The sequence below is a fragment of the Streptomyces caatingaensis genome (assembly GCF_001187435.1).
In the GTDB taxonomy this organism is placed as follows: domain Bacteria; phylum Actinomycetota; class Actinomycetes; order Streptomycetales; family Streptomycetaceae; genus Streptomyces; species Streptomyces caatingaensis.
Genome location: NZ_LFXA01000018.1, coordinates 103,720 through 117,452 on the forward strand (window position 1 = coordinate 103,720; position 13,733 = coordinate 117,452).

The 13,733-nt window shown below is 74.8% G+C and carries 11 protein-coding genes; 6 read left to right on the forward strand and 5 right to left on the reverse strand.

Annotation, left to right across the window (positions count from 1 at the left end; translation table 11 throughout):
- Positions 1–30: 30 nt before the first annotated feature.
- A complete protein-coding gene (locus AC230_RS27145; protein ID WP_049719003.1) occupies positions 31–1,548 on the reverse strand; it encodes an MFS transporter in 1,518 nt (505 codons plus the stop codon).
- Positions 1,549–1,718: 170 nt separating this feature from the next.
- Here AC230_RS27145 and AC230_RS27150 point away from each other — a divergent pair, with 170 nt between their 5' ends.
- The 4 genes from AC230_RS27150 (at position 1,719) to AC230_RS27165 (ending at position 7,266) form a co-directional block, all read left to right on the forward strand.
- Positions 1,719–2,291 (forward strand): NADPH-dependent FMN reductase, encoded by a 573-nt coding sequence (locus tag AC230_RS27150; protein ID WP_049719004.1) that lies wholly within the window; start codon positions 1,719–1,721, stop codon positions 2,289–2,291.
- A 44-nt stretch (positions 2,292–2,335) separates the two neighbouring features.
- On the forward strand, positions 2,336–5,080 hold the full coding sequence (locus tag AC230_RS27155) for a helix-turn-helix transcriptional regulator (RefSeq protein ID WP_049719500.1): 2,745 nt from the start codon (positions 2,336–2,338) through the stop codon (positions 5,078–5,080).
- A gap of 103 nt (positions 5,081–5,183) precedes the next feature.
- Positions 5,184–5,894 (forward strand): FadR/GntR family transcriptional regulator, encoded by a 711-nt coding sequence (locus AC230_RS27160; protein ID WP_049719005.1) that lies wholly within the window; start codon positions 5,184–5,186, stop codon positions 5,892–5,894.
- An 82-nt stretch (positions 5,895–5,976) separates the two neighbouring features.
- On the forward strand, positions 5,977–7,266 hold the full coding sequence (locus tag AC230_RS27165) for a CynX/NimT family MFS transporter (RefSeq protein WP_049719006.1): 1,290 nt from the start codon (positions 5,977–5,979) through the stop codon (positions 7,264–7,266).
- A gap of 64 nt (positions 7,267–7,330) precedes the next feature.
- On the opposite strand, the gene AC230_RS27170 is transcribed toward AC230_RS27165, so the two are convergent.
- From AC230_RS27170 to AC230_RS27185, 4 genes are read right to left on the reverse strand one after another with little or no spacing between them, the layout of a single operon-like run.
- Complete coding sequence (locus tag AC230_RS27170) at positions 7,331–8,050, reverse strand: ABC transporter permease subunit (protein ID WP_049719501.1); 720 nt, start codon at positions 8,048–8,050, stop codon at positions 7,331–7,333.
- A 42-nt stretch (positions 8,051–8,092) separates the two neighbouring features.
- On the reverse strand, positions 8,093–9,004 hold the full coding sequence (locus tag AC230_RS27175; protein ID WP_049719007.1) for an ABC transporter ATP-binding protein: 912 nt from the start codon (positions 9,002–9,004) through the stop codon (positions 8,093–8,095).
- Positions 9,001–9,900, reverse strand: a complete 900-nt coding sequence (locus AC230_RS27180) for an ABC transporter permease (RefSeq protein WP_049719008.1) — start codon at positions 9,898–9,900, stop codon at positions 9,001–9,003. Before AC230_RS27180 ends, AC230_RS27175 begins: the two co-directional genes overlap by 4 nt.
- On the reverse strand, positions 9,890–10,882 hold the full coding sequence (locus AC230_RS27185; RefSeq protein WP_049719009.1) for an ABC transporter ATP-binding protein: 993 nt from the start codon (positions 10,880–10,882) through the stop codon (positions 9,890–9,892). Before AC230_RS27185 ends, AC230_RS27180 begins: the two co-directional genes overlap by 11 nt.
- Before the next feature lie 201 nt (positions 10,883–11,083).
- Between AC230_RS27185 and AC230_RS27190 the strand changes: the two genes are divergently transcribed.
- Positions 11,084–11,917, forward strand: a complete 834-nt coding sequence (locus AC230_RS27190; protein ID WP_049719010.1) for a M24 family metallopeptidase — start codon at positions 11,084–11,086, stop codon at positions 11,915–11,917.
- Entirely contained in the window at positions 11,914–13,695 is a 1,782-nt protein-coding gene (locus AC230_RS27195) for an SDR family oxidoreductase (RefSeq protein WP_049719011.1), read from the forward strand. The genes AC230_RS27190 and AC230_RS27195 overlap by 4 nt, the downstream gene beginning before the upstream one ends.
- Positions 13,696–13,733: the final 38 nt, after the last annotated feature.

Genomic DNA, 13,733 nt, shown 5'->3' on the forward strand with positions numbered 1-13,733 from the left:
GGCCGGTCGGCCCGTCCGGCGCCTGGGGACTTAGCGCGGCGCGGCCGCGCTGCGGGTCCGGGCGGAGCCGGTGGGAGCGGTGCGGGGGCGGGGCGTCTCTCCGCCCCGCGGGGCCCGCAGCAGGACGACGACCGTCACCGCGACCACCGCCATGACCCCGGCGATCGTCCACGACACGGTGTGCCAGGCGCCGGTGAACTCACCGGCGAGGTACGCGTGGTCCGCGCCGTCGAGGTGCCCGGACGCCACCCGGCCGGCCAGCTCGCCGGACCCCAGGCGTCCCTGGAGCAGGCTCAGCAGCCCCGCCCCCAGCGCCGCGATCATCATCGCCTGTCCCCCGCCGCGCACCGTGTTGAGGAACCCGGCCGCCGTGCCCTCCCGCCCGGCCGCCACGACGCCCATCGCCTGGCCGTCCACGAGCCCGTTGGCCAGCCCGGTGCCGATGCCGATCGTCAGCAGCGGTCCGGCCAGCAGGCCCGCACCCGCGCCCGGCTCCAGCACGGTCAGCCAGGCGTTGCCCGCCGCCACCAGGCCCATCGCCAGGGCGATCAGGACACGGGCGGGCACGCCGCGGTTCACCAGGCGCGCGCCGACGAGCGGCAGGAGGAGGACGGGCGCGGTCAGCAGCAGCATGGTCGTTCCGGCCTCGCCGGACGAGGCGCCGTCGACGCCCTGGAAGTACGTCGGCAGGTACGTCAGCGTCCCGGCGAAGCCGACGGCCCCCGTCAGGCCGGCCAGCGTCCAGGCCAGGTAACGGCGGTCGCGCACGAGGGCCAGGTCGAGCACCGGGTGCGCCGAGCGGCGCTGGAGGATGCCGAACGTCACCAGGAGCGCGGCCCCGCCGCCGAAGGCGCCCAGCACCAGCGGGTGGGACCAGCCGTTCTGCGGACCCTGCGTCACACCGGTCATCAGCAGTCCCAGGGCGACGATGAAGGTGACCGCTCCGGCGACGTCGAGGCGCGGCCGGGCCTCGGCCCGCGACTCGGCGACGAGCAGCGTGCCGGTCAGCAGCACGGCCCCGACCGCCGCGAACACCAGGAAGGCGGCCCGCCAGCCGAGTGTGCCCACCAGCGCGCCGGACAGCGTCGGCCCGGCCGCGAGCCCGACGCCGCCGACCGTGCCCAGGGCGCCGAACGCCCGGGTGCGGGCGGCCCCTTGGAAGGTGCTGCCGAGCAGCGCGCCGCCGCCCGCCATCACCCCGGCCGCCCCGAGGCCGGCCAGGACGCGCGCGGCGTCCAGCAGCAGCACGTCGTCCGCCGTCGCGCTGAGCGCCAGCCCGGCGGTGAAGAGCGCCGCACCGACGCGGTAGACGCGGCGGCGGCCGAGGGCGTCGGCGAGCGAACCGGCGACCAGCATGAAGCTGGAGGCCGTCAGGAAGTACCCGGTGATCACCCACTGGAGGGGCGCGCCCGAGGCGCCGAGGTCGGCGCCGATCTCCGGGAGGGCCACCGTGGTGCCGGACATCGACATCGCGAGGGTGAGCATCCCGAGGAGGACGAGCCCGAGCGTGGCGGCCGGGCGGGAGCGGGGAGCGGCGGTCTCGTTCATGGCCACGACGCTAGGAACCGGGGCCCCGCCGGCACATCTGTCGGACGACCTGGTCACGACCCCGTCGTCCCGGCCGGCGAACCCGGTCGTCCGACAGATGTGCCGATGGGGGCCGGCTCCGTAGCGTCGTCGTCATCAAGCACGACCGCTTCTCCCACGAAGGACTCACCGTGAACACCAAGCCCCTGCGCCTCGCCGTCATCGTCGGTTCCACCCGCGAGGGACGTTTCGGCCCGGTCGTGGCCGACTGGTTCGCCGAGCGCGCCCGGGTCCACTCCGGTCTCGACGTCGATGTCATCGACCTTGCGGAGGTGGACATTCCGCTCGTCCTCTCCGGCGAGCCGAACGCGGGCGTCGCCGCGATCACGCCGCGCCTGGCGGCCGCCGACGCGTTCGTGGTGGTCACGCCCGAGTACAACCACTCGTACCCGGCCTCGCTGAAGGCCGCGATCGACTGGCACTTCACGCAGTGGCAGGGCAAGCCGGTCGGCTTCGTCTCGTACGGCGGGCTCAGCGGCGGGCTGCGCGCCGTCGAGCACCTGCGCCAGGTCTTCGCCGAACTGCACACCGTCACCGTCCGGGAGACGATCAGCTTCCACATGGCCTGGGAGAAGTTCGACAAGGACGGGGCGCCGCTCGACGGGCCCACGGTCAACGGGGCCGCCAAGCGCCTCCTCGACCAGCTCATGTGGTGGGGCCACGCGCTGCGCGACGCCCGCGAGAAGATCCCGTACGCGGCCTGACGCCCGCTGCGGCACCCGGGCTGACCAGCGGTTACCGTGTGTCCATGCTCCATGGACGCACCCGTGAACTCGCCGCGCTCGACCAGCTCCTCGCCGCCGCCCGCGACGGCCGCAGCGGGACGCTCGTGCTCCGCGGCGAGGCCGGCATCGGCAAGTCCGTCCTGCTCGACCACGCCGCCCGCGCCGCCGAGGAGGCGGGCATGCGGGTGCTGCGCGGTACGGGCATTGAAGCGGAGGGTGAACTTCCGTTCGCCGGGCTGCATCTGATGCTCGCCGGAGTCCTGGACCGCGTGGACGGCCTGCCCGAGGCCCAGGCCGGCGCGCTGCGCTCGGCGTTCGGCCTGGCCTCCGCCGCGAACGGGGGCGACCGCTTCCTCGTCGGGCTCGCCGTGCTCACCCTCCTCGACGGACTCGCCGAGGAACGGCCCCTGTTGTGCCTGGTGGACGACGCCCACTGGCTCGACCGGGAGTCGGCGGAGGCGCTGCTGTTCGCCGCCCGGCGGCTGAACGCCGAGCCGGTCGCCGTCGTCTTCGCGGCCCGCGACGACCACGCGTCGCCCTTCCCCGCCCCCGGCCTCCCCGAACTGCGCCTGCGGGGCCTGGACTTGCCGGACGCGACCGCGCTCCTCGACGAGCAGGCCGCCCATCTGCCCCGCCACGCCCGCGACCTGATCCTCGCCGAGGCCGCGGGCAACCCCCTGGCCCTGTGCGAACTGCCCACGGTCCAGCGGGAGGAGGAACGGTACGCCTCCCCGTACGGCATGGCCGCGCTGCCCCCGCACAGCCGGCTGCTGCGGGCCTTCTCGGCCACTGTCGCCGCGCTGCCCGAGCCCACCCGGGCCCTCCTGCTGGTCGCCGCCGCGGCCGGGTGCGCCGGGCTGGACACCGTCCTGGAGGCGGCGGAACGCTTCGGCGCGGGACTCGACGACCTCGAACCCGCCGAGCGGGCCCGGCTGTTGCGCCTCTCCGACGGAAGGCTCGTCTTCCGGCACCCCCTGGTGCGGACCGCCGTCTACCAGGACGGGACCGTGAGCCGTCGGCTCGCCGCGCACCGCGCCCTGGCCCAGGCCCTCGACGGTCGGCCGGACGGGGCCGACCAGCGGGCCTGGCACCTCACCGCCGCCGCGACCGGCCCCGACGCCACCGCCGCGCGGCTGCTGGAGGAGAGCGCCGAACGCGCCCGCGCACGCGGCAGTTCGAGCGCCGTCGCCGTGGCGTACGAGCGCGCGGCCGCGCTGACCCCCGACGCCGCGGGACGCGCCCGCCGGCTGACCGCGGCCGCCCGCGCCGCCGCCGACGCGGGGCGGCTGGAGCACGCCGAGGAGCTGGCGGCGCGGGCCGCGGACCTGGTGGACGGGCAGGCCGACCCGGCCGCGCACGCCGCGGCCGTGCTGGTCCGCGCCGAGGCCGCAGACGATCAGGGGCGCTCGCGCGACGCGTACGCCCTGCTCTCCGAGGCGGCCGGACGGCTGCTCGCCGGGCCCGCCCCCCACACCGCGGGCCCGGTGCTGCTGCGCGCCGCGCACGCCGCCTGGCACGCCGGGGACCAGGACGCGCTCGACGCGACGGCCGACCGGGCCGCCGCGGCGGGGCTGCCCGAGGCGGACCGCGTCGCCGCGCTCGCCCGGCTCGCGGCCGGCCAGCACCGGTGCGACGGGGCCGCCCCGGCCGACGCGGCCCGTGCCGTCCGCGAACTCATCGGCGCCGCCGGGGAGTCGGCGGGCGACGTGCGCGAGGCCGTGCAGCTGGGGTGGTGGCACCTCTTCCACGGCGACCTGGCCGCCGCCCGGGATCTGGCCGCGTCGCTGGAGCGCCGGTGCCGGGAGCGGGGCGCCGTCGGCGTCCTGGGCCTGGTCCAGATGCTGCTCGCCCGCACCCAGCTGCTGCTCGGCCTGCACCGCGAGGCCCTGGCCACCGCGACCGACGGGATGCGCACCGCCGACGACACCGGCCAGGCGCGGGTCCGCGTCCACCTGGCCACCGTGCTCGCCCAGCTGGCCGCGGTCCGGGGCGACGAGGAGGGCTGCCGCGAGCTGACCGCCGAGGCGCTGGCGCGGGGCGTCGCCCCCGGCACCGTGCACGCCGCCGGGGCGCTCAGCCTCCTCGACCTGGGGCTCGGGCGGTACGGGGCGGCGCTCGACCGGCTCACGGCCGTCGTCGCCGCACCCGACCGACAGGGGGTCATCGGCGCCCTCCCCGACCTCGTCGAGGCGGCCGTCCGGCACGGCCGGCCGGAGCCGGGGCACTCCGCGCTGGACTGGTACGAGCAGCACATCTCGGCCCACAGCCGCAGGCCCTGGGCCGAGGCCGTCGCCCTGCGCTGCCGGGCCCTGCTCACCCGTGACCCGGAGGCCGCGGACGCCCTGTACGACCGGGCGGTCCGCCGCCACCACGAGGGCGCCGGCTCGGCCTTCGAGCGGGCCCGCACCGAGCTGCTGCACGGCGAGCACCTGCGGCGGATGCGGCGCACCGGGGACGCGCGGGCCCGGCTGCGGTCGGCGCTGGAGACCTTCGAACGGCTCGGGGCCGGGCCGTGGGCCGAGCGGGCCCGCGCGGAGCTGCGCGCCGGCGGCGAGAGCCTGGTCGCCTCCGGCGCGGCGGCCGGGCCTCTGGACCAGCTCACTCCGCAGGAACTGCAGGTCGCGACGCTGGCCGCGCAGGGCCTCAGCAACCGCGACATCGGCGCGCGCCTGTTCATCAGCCCGCGGACGGCGGGCTACCACCTGTCGAACGTCTACCCCAAGCTGGGGATCACGTCGCGGCGGGAGCTGAGCGGGGTCGGTCTGTAGGGTCGCGGGCCGGGTGGGCCGGTCCGGCCCGCCCGGCACCGCGGGCGCGCAGTTGTAGGATGACTGGGCAACCGGGCACCCATGACCGCAGGAGGCGCAGCCCATGGCACTGCGAGCCGCAGGACGCCAGTCCCTCGTGGACACCGTCGTCGACCAGCTCCGCACCCAGGTCGCCGCGGGCGAGTGGCCCGTGGGCGAGCGCATCCCCACCGAGCACGCCCTCGCGGAACAGCTCCAGGTCGGTCGCAACACCGTCCGCGAGGCCGTCCGCGTCCTCGTCCACGCCGGCATGCTGCGCTCCCGCCAGGGCGAGGGCACCTTCGTCGTCTCGACCGCGGACCCGGCCGAGATCATGCGCGGCGTGCAGCGCGCCGGCGTCCGCGACGTCCTGGAACTGCGGATCGCGCTGGAGGCGGAGGCCGCCCGGCTCGCCGCCACCCGCCACGAACCGGCCGACCTGCGACGGATGCGCGACGCCCTCGACGCGCAGACCGCCCTGGAGGACGCCGAGGGCCAGCCGGACTCCGGGAACCTGGAGCTGTACGCCGATCACGACATCGAGTTCCACAAGGCCGTCGTGGAGGCCGCCCACAACACGGCCCTGACCGCGACCTACGGCTGGTTCAGCAGCTCCGTGCGCGAGGCCCTGCTCACCGCACTCGGTGACCGGGACATGCCGCGCATCATCCACGGCGACCACCACGCCGTCATGGAGGCCATCGCCTCCGGCGACCCCGACGCGGCCGCCCGGGCCGCCCGGGCGCTCCTCGAACGCCCCAAGCAGGCCGTCGAGTCGCTCCTCGCCGAGCACTGACCACCCCCGTACGGACCCCGCACGGACCCCGTACAGCCCCACCCGCACGCCACGGGAAACGCACCACCGGAAAGGCACCCGCATGTCGGAAACGAGGCCCGAGACACCCCCCATATCCGAAATAACCGATGTTCCCCTCCCGGCCGCGGAGGAGCCCTCCTCGGCCGCACCGGCCCCCGCGGCCGCCCGCGCCCTGCGCGCCCACCCGGCGCTGGTCCTCGCGGGCATCGTCCTCGCCTCGCTCAACATGCGGGCCGCGCTCTCCGGCGTCTCCCCGCTCGTCGGGGAGATCAACGACCACTTCGGCCTCGACTCGACCGCGAGCAGCCTGGTGACCACGATTCCGCTGGTCTTCATGGGCCTCGGCTCGATCGTCGCCCCGCGACTCGCCCGCCGGCTGGGGACCGAGACCGTGCTGTGCTCCGCGCTCGTCCTGCTCTGCGGCGGCATCCTGCTGCGCGTCGCCCCGCCGGTGGTCACGCTCTTCGTCGGCGGCGCCCTGGTCGGCACCGCGATCGCCCTGCTCAACGTCCTGATGCCGGGGCTGATCAAGCGCGACTTCCCGGAGCGGGCGGCGAGCATGACGGCCCTCTACTCGACCGCCATGATCCTCGGCGCCACCGTCTCGGCCGCCTGTGCCGTGCCGCTGGAGAAGGCCCTCGGCGGCTGGCGGGGCTCGCTCGCCTCCTGGTCGCTGCTCGCCGCCGTGGCGGTGGTGGTGTGGATCCCGCAGGCGCTGCTCGCCCGGCGCGGACGCCGCCATCCCGCGGCCCCGGCGCCCCGGCAGCCCGCGGCGGACGGCCCCGACCTCCTGCGCTCCGGGCTCGCCTGGCAGGTCACCCTGCTGATGGGCACGCAGTCGCTCGTCGCCTATGTGTGCATCGCCTGGATGCCGACGGTCTTCACGGACAACGGCATGGCCAAGGGCGCCGCGGGACTCGTCTACGCCTTCTACACGCTGGTGCAGATGGCCGGTTCGTTCGTCGTGCCGATGCTCGCGGGCCGCATGCGCGACCAGCGGCTGCTGGCCGTCGGGGTCGTCGCCCTCCTGGCCTCCGGCACCACCGGACTGCTGCTCGCCCCCGTCGCCGGGGCCTGGGTGTGGGCCACCATGATGGGCGTCGCCCAGGGCGGCACGCTGGGGCTCGCGCTGACCCTGATGGTGCTGCGCACCAGGGATGCGCACACGGCCGCCCGTCTCTCCGGTATGGCCCAGACCTGGGGCTACCTCCTGGCCTCGGTCGGCCCGTTCGCCGTCGGTGCCGTCCACCAGGCCACCCACGGCTGGCACTTCCCGATCGGGATCCTCCTGGTGGCCTGTGTGGCCCTGGTGTTCCTGGGGCTCGGCGCGGGCCGCGACCGCAAGGTCTGAGCCCGCCCGCCCCGCCGCCGTACGGGGGAGGAGGCCGCCGGCCGTTCGGGCCCGCGGACGCGGATCACTCCTCCCCCGCGAGCGTCAGCTTGCGCAGCCGCTCCCCGGCGTACCAGGCGGCCACCACCGTGACGGCCGCCAACAGGCCCACCCCCAGCGGCAGTCCGACGTCCGAGGAGATCGCGCCGGGCGCCCCGATCCGCTCGGCGAGCGACAGCGCCCACTGCTGCACGCTGAGCGTCCGGGCCCCGGGTATCAGGCTGCCGAAGAGGGACTCCCAGACCAGGGCGTAGACCAGACCCGCGACCACCGCGTGCCGGGTGACCGTCCCGAGCAGCAGGAAGAGCGCGCTGTAGGCGACGGAGGCGGCCGTCGCCGCGACCGCGTAGGCGACGGCTATCCGCTGGCTGTTGCCGTTGAGCAGCAGCCCGGCCAGCAGGGTGGGGACGGCGGAGAAGGCGACGGTGACGCCGGTGGCGACGATCAGTTTGGTGAGGACGATCGTCGGCCGGGGGACCGGCTTGGCGAGCAGGTAGACGACCGAGCCGTCGTCGATCTCGGGGCCCATCGCCCCCGTTCCGGCGATGACACCGATCAGCGGGACCATCGTGGCGAGCGCGAACCCGCCCAGGACGTTGGTGGCCGTCTCGTCGTCCGGGCCGGTCAGCAGGCGGATGGCCGCCGCGATGAGCAGGAGCAGGGCCGGGAGCGCGAAGAGGACGGCCGCGCGGCGGCGGCCGAGGAGCCCCCGGCGGGTCAGCCGGGCGACCGTCGGGTGGTAGATGCGCTTCGTGAGCTGGCGGGACATGGGATCCGGCGCCTCCGTTCAGGCCGCGACGAGGTAGGAGAAGACCGATTCCAGGGACTCGTCGGAGGGCGAGACCGTCAGGAGCCGGATGCCGTGGGCCCGCGCCACGGCCGGCAACAGGGCGGTGAAACGGCCGAAGTCCACCGCCTGGACGCGCAGGGCGCCCTCTGCGACGTCCACCTCGATGCCCGCCGTCGACGGGTCGGCGATCAGGGCCGCGGCCAGGGCCCGGTCGTCGCTGGAGCGGACCAGGTAGCGGTGCGGGCGGTCGGTCATCAGCCGGCGGATTCTGCGGAAGTCGCCGGAGGCGGCGTGCCGCCCGGCCACCACCACCTCGATGTGGGCGGCGAGCTGCTCCACCTCCTCCAGGATGTGGGAGGAGAAGAGCACGGTGCGGCCCTCGGATCCCATCTGCCGCAGAAGATCCATCAGTTGCATGCGCTGGCGGGGGTCCATCCCGTTGAACGGCTCGTCGAGCAGGAGGACCGAGGGGTCGTGCACGAGGGCGGAGGCCATCTTGACCCGCTGCCGCATGCCCTTGCTGTAGGTGGAGATCCGGCGGTCCTGGGCGTACTCCATCTCGACGGTGGCCAGGGCGCGCCGGGCCGCGGAGGCGGGGAGCCCGTGCAGCTCGGCGTTGGCCCGCACGAACTCCAGGCCGGTGAGGAAGTCGTACATCGCCTCGCGCTCGGGGACGATGCCGATGTGCCGGTAGATCTCCTGGTTGCCCCAGATCGTCGTGGAGTCGAGGGTGACCGTGCCGCTGGACGGGGCCAGGAAGCCGCCCATCATGTTGATGAGGGTGGACTTCCCGGCGCCGTTGGGGCCGAGCAGCCCGGTGACTCCGGGGCCGATGGCCATGGAGACGTCGTTGACGGCGACGACGTTGCCGAACCAGCGGGAGACGCGGTCGATACGGATCTCGGTCACAGCCCGGCCTTTCGGTAGCGCGCCATCAGCAGGCCGTAGGAGGCGGCGACGGCGCCGAGGACGACCAGGAGGTAGACCGCCCCGGCCCCCGTGCCCGGCCCGTGGCCGCCGGGGAAGGCGGAGGTGGCGGAGAGGAAGGCCGTCTGGACCCCGTCGATCAGGGTGATCGGCGAGAACAGGCCGAGCCAGGCGATGACATCGGTGTTGTCACGGGCGAGGGCTATGCCCTGGACCGTACTGACGGCACCGTAGGAGATGGTCAGCACCGCGATGACGGCGGCGACCCCGAACCCGCGGCGCGGTGTCAGGGCGGCGACCACCAGGCCGATGCCGGCGAAGAAGAGGGACAGCAGAGCCACGGAGATCAGTCCTTGGGCGAAGGCTTTCGTCTGGGCGGCGAAGCCCATCTTGGCCAGCAGGGCGCCGGCGTAGAGGATCAGCAGGGGTGCGGCCGTGAGGACGAACAGCGCCGAGGCCAGCGCGGCGAACTTGGCCACCACGTAGTCGACCCGCTCGATCGGCCGCGAGAAGTAGAGCGGAACCGTCCGGAAGCGCAGGTCCCGGGAGACCGACTGAGGCGCCTGGGCGGCCAGGAAGAGGCCGATGACGGCCTGGAGCAGGATCGCGTACCGCGTGTACTCCAGGGGCAGTCGGTCCATCTTCGTGGTGACGGCGACGGCGACGACGATCGCGGCGGGCACGCACATCACGGCGAACAGCGTCATCGGCAGCACCTTGGACCGGGCCGAGCGGCCCAGTCCGTAGGCGCCGCGCAGGCTCTGCGAGTACAGCGCGCGGCGGGCGTACCCCCGCCCCAGGCGGGGCCCCGCGTAGTCGCGGTAGCCGATGTTGTGGATCACGCCCTGCGCGGGCGCGGCGGTCGTCTCAGTCGGCATCGGAACTGCCCCATTTCTGCGCGCTGTTGTGCTCCGGGGTGCCGGGTGCGCGGAAGACCTCGGCGATGCGGTGGCGGCGCGGCTCCATGCGCACCAGGCCCAGGCCCAGCCCGGCGACCGCGTCCCGCACCACGTCGTACGTCCCGTCCCCGGCGACGTCGACGAGGAGCACCGGCCCGGCGCCGCCGGGGGCGAACCGCCCGTCGCCCGAGGCCGGCTGGACCGTGAGACCGGCGGAGGACAGCGCCGCCCGCAGCGCGGCCGTCCCGTCCGGGTGGGCGTCGGTGTCGGTGACCTCGACGGCCAGGGAACCGGTGGCCCGGGTGAAGTCGCTGGTGGCGGAGGACCGCAGCAGCTTGCCGCCGTCGATCACCACGACGTGGTCGCAGGTGCGTTCCAGCTCGCCGAGCAGGTGCGAGGTGACCAGCACCGAGATGCCGAAGTCGGTGTGGACGCGGCGGATCAGGGCCAGCATCTCGTCACGGCCGACGGGGTCGAGGCCGTTGGTCGGCTCGTCCAGCAGGACCAGGCGGGGGTCGTGGACGAGCGCCTGGGCCAGCTTGACCCGCTGCTTCATGCCCGTGGAGTAGCCGCCCATCGGGCGGTAGCGCTCCTCGTAGAGGCCGACGTGGCGCAGGGTGTCGGCGGTGCGCTCCCGGGCGGCGGTGAGCGGCAGCCCGGACATCCGTGCCATGTGCACGACGAACTCCGTCGCCGACACGTCCGGCGGCAGGCAGTCGTGCTCCGGCATGTACCCCACGCGCTCCCGGATGGCCGCACCCTCGGCGGCGACGTCCAGGCCGAGCACCTCGGCACGGCCCTCGGTGGCCGGGGAGAGCCCCAGCAGGATCTTGATCAGCGTGGACTTGCCCGCACCGTTGGCGCCCACCAGCCCGGTCACTCCGGGAGCGATGTCAACGGAGAGCCGGTCCAGCGCGGTCACCCGGGGGAACCGCTTGCTGAGGCTTTCGGTGGCGATCACAGTCACGTCCTCGACGGTAGTGGCGCGGGCCCCGGGAGACGTCAGCCCGGATGAGGGCTTGCGCGTACTCCTCGGGTCTGACCCACCCGTAGGGGTCGGGGCCGGAAGGACGAGGAGGACAGGCACCGCCCCTTGACTCGGCCCCCGTGCATTGTCACATTCATCAGTGGCAACTTCCCTTCCGCGAACGGGTGGTTGGAGATGGACAGCGGCGGACTCGACCTGCCCGGCTTCCGGAACGTGCAGCGCCTGGCCTACGACTGCGCCGAGGCCGTCGCGGCCCGGCTCCGGCCGGGGACGACCGAACGCGACGCGGCCCGGATGCTGCGGCAGTGGCTGCGCCTGCGCGGGGTCCGCGACTGGTTCCACCTGCCCTTCGCATGGTTCGGCGACCGCACCGCCTTCGCCGGTTTCCGGGTGCCCGCGCAGTTCTTCCCGACCGGACGCCGGCTGGAGCCGGGGATGCCCTTCATCCTGGACCTGGCCCCCGTCCACCACGGCTTCACCGCCGACGTCGGCTACTCCGGGTCGCTCGGGCCGAACCCGCTGCACACACGGCTCCTGGACGACCTGCGCGACCATCGTGACCTGGTGCTCCGCGAGGTGCGCGAACGGCGCACGCTGCGCGAGATCTACGAGGACGTGGACCGTCTCATGATGCGGCAGGGCTACGTGAACCGTCATCGCGCGTATCCCTTCGGAGTGATCGCGCACAAGGTCGGCCGGGTCGCGGAGCGCCGCTGGTCGCCGCACGTCCTCGGGTTCGGCGCACAGGCCCTCAAGGGGCTCGCCGCCGACCTGGCCCACGGCCACCGGGAGGGCTGGTCACCGCTGTGGAGCCCGCACCGGCGATCGGACCATCCGCCCGTGCCGGGGCTGTGGGCGGTCGAGCCGCATCTCGGATTCCGGGGCACCGGCGCCAAGTTCGAGGAGCTGCTCGTGGTCACCGATTCCCGCGACCCGGAGGAGAGCGCCTTCTGGCTCGACGACGACCTGCCGCATGTGCGGCGTGGAGAGGGGAGGACCGGACGATGACCGGCGGCGGCAGGGGGATCGAGGGGGCGAGGGAGCGCTGGGTGCGCTCCGGGGAGGTCGAGCTGTGCGTCGCCGAACTGGGCGACCCGGCCGACCCGACGGTCGTGCTGGTGCACGGCTACCCCGACAGCAAGGAGGTGTGGTCCGAGGTCGCCGCACGGCTGCGGGACCGCTTCCACGTCGTCCTCTACGACGTGCGCGGCTGCGGCCGCTCCACCGCTCCCCGGCCGCTGCGCGGCGGTTTCACCCTGGAGAGGCTCACCGACGACTTCCTCGCGGTGGTGGACGCGCTGAGCCCGGACGCCCCCGTGCACCTGGCCGGGCACGACTGGGGGTCGGTGCAGGGCTGGGAGTTCGTCACCGCCGCCCGTGCCCAGGGCCGGATCGCGTCCTTCACCTCCGTCTCCGGGCCGTCGCTGGACCACTTCGGGCACTGGATCAAGGAGCGTGCCGCCCGGCCCACCCCGCGGCGGGCCGCCCATCTCCTGCGGCAGGGCGCCAAGTCCTGGTACGTCTACGCCCTGCACACCCCGCTCCTTCCCGAGGCGGCCTGGCGGGGGCCACTGGGGAAGCGCTGGCCGGCCCTGCTGGAGCGGCTCGAGAAGGTGCCCCGGGGGCCCTACCCCACCCCGTCGCTCCCCTCGGACGCGGCGCACGGCGCCTGGCTCTACCGCGACAACGTCCGCCCGAGACTGCGCCGTCCGCGCGAGGACGCCTACGCGCACGCCCCCGTGCAGCTGATCACGCCGACCGGTGACGCCTTCCTGTCGGAGCGGCTCTACGACGGCCTGGAACGCTGGGCCCCCGGCCTGGAGCGGCGCACCCTCCGGGCCGGCCACTGGGTACCGCGCACCCGGCCCGGCCAACTGGCCGAGTGGATCGCCTCGTTCGCCTCGGCCCACCAGGACGGCACGGCCTCCCCGGCACGCCGCCGGCCCCCGCGCGACCGCTACGCCGAGCGCTTCGCGGGCCGCCTGGTGCTGGTGACGGGGGCGGCGAGCGGCATCGGCCGGGCCACCGCCTTCGCCTTCGCCGAGGCCGGGGCGCGGGTCGTGGCGGTCGACGTGGACGCGGAGGGCGCCGCGCGGACGGCCGAGCTGGCACGGCTGACCGGGGCCCCGGAGGCGTGGGCCGAGTGCGCCGACGTCTCGGACGGGCAGGCCATGGAGAAGCTCGCGGCGCGCACCGCCGCCGAGTACGGGGTGGTGGACATCCTGGTCAACAACGCGGGCATCGGCGTCTCCGGACCCTTCCTGGAGACCCCGGAGGACGTCTGGCGCAAGGTCCTGGACGTCAATCTCTGGGGTGTGATCCATGGCTGCCGCGTCTTCGGCCGGCAGATGGCCGAGCGCGGCGAGGGGGGCCATATCGTCAACACCGCCTCCGCGGCCGCCTTCCAGCCCTCCCGCACCCTCTCGGCCTACGGCACCTCCAAGGCGGCGGTGCTGATGCTGAGCGAATGCCTGCGCGCCGAACTGGCCGGCCTCGACATAGGAGTTACCGCCGTCTGCCCCGGCGTCGTGGCCACGGGGATCACGAGCACCACCCTCTTCACCGGCGTCCCCGAGGAGGAGCAGCGCCGGCTGCGCGAGCGGGTGACCCGGCTCTACGGCCGGCGGAACTACCCGCCGGAGCGGGTCGCCGACGCCGTCCTCAGGGCGGTGTACGAGGACCGGGCCGTCGTGCCGGTGGCGCCGGAGGCCCATGGCCTGCGCCTCCTCGCCCGTTTCGCCCCCCGGCTGCGGCGCTCCGTCGCCCGGCTCGACCCCCGGTTCTGACCACCCCGGCCCGCGCCACGGCGGGACGGGACCCCGCC